Genomic DNA, 884 nt, shown 5'->3' with positions numbered 1-884 from the left:
CCTGCCACGGGCGGATCACGTAGCCGGCGGCAGCGAAGCCGCTCCAGACGTGGACCAGGCGGGTGAAGGGGAAGATGACGAACAGCGTCATGCCGGCCACCATGTGCACCTTGAAGACCAGCGAGACGTCGGCGATCAGGCTGGCCGCATCGCCACGGAAGGTGACGATGTGCTGCGCCCAGGCCATCAGCTTGAGCATCGTGGCGCCGTCGCGGTGCTCCAGCGACAGGGGCACGGTGGACAGGCCCAGCAGCAGCGTGCCCAAGATCCAGAACAGCACGAGGAAGTCGCGTGGCTTGCTGGTGGCGCGCACGCGCTCGTTGCCCAGGCGGCGGGCGATCAGCAGCAGCAGGCCGACCAGGCAGACGCTGCCCAGGATGCCGCCGGCCACGACGGCCAGCATCTGCTTTTGCCCAGCGCTGATGCCCAGCGCATGGACCAGGTCGGCCGGCGTCAGCATGCCGAAGAAGTGCCCGAAGAACAGGCCGATGATGCCCAGGTGAAAGAGGTTGGAGCCAGCGCGCAGCAGGCCGGTGGACAACATCTGGCTCGACTCGCTGCGCCAGGTGTACTGGTCGCGGTCGAAGCGAGCCAGGCTGCCCAGCAGGAAGACGACCATGGCGATGTAGGGGTAGATGCCGAAGAAGAACTGGTGGGTGAGGCTCATCTCATGCTCCTCGTTGCGTGGTGGATGCGCGCTGGGTGCGCACGATGTGGATGGGTTGGGGCTGGTCGGCGCGTTGCTGGCCTTTGGTCGAGCAGCCATCGAAAGCGGCGGGCTCGGCCCAGGCGTCATCGAGCGCCTCGTCTTCGGGCACCTCGGTGGGCTCGATGGTGTGACCCATCAGCTCCAGCAGGGCGGCCGGGACGTGCGCGTACAGGCT

At 67.2% G+C, this 884-nt stretch carries 1 protein-coding gene and 1 pseudogene; both read right to left on the bottom strand.

All coding sequences use genetic code 11. The features are described 5' to 3' along the window. Window positions 1-667 (bottom strand): respiratory nitrate reductase subunit gamma (narI, locus tag B2W70_RS17535; RefSeq protein ID WP_286747768.1); only part of this gene is annotated, 667 nt, incomplete at its 3' end. A gap of 1 nt (window position 668) precedes the next feature. After that, window positions 669-884: pseudogene (locus tag B2W70_RS17530) on the bottom strand (nitrate reductase molybdenum cofactor assembly chaperone); the annotation flags it as partial.

This window comes from Aquabacterium sp. UBA2148 (assembly GCF_002328915.1).
In the GTDB taxonomy this organism is placed as follows: domain Bacteria; phylum Pseudomonadota; class Gammaproteobacteria; order Burkholderiales; family Burkholderiaceae_C; genus Aquabacterium; species Aquabacterium parvum.
This window is presented reverse-complemented; position numbering and strand designations above follow the sequence as displayed.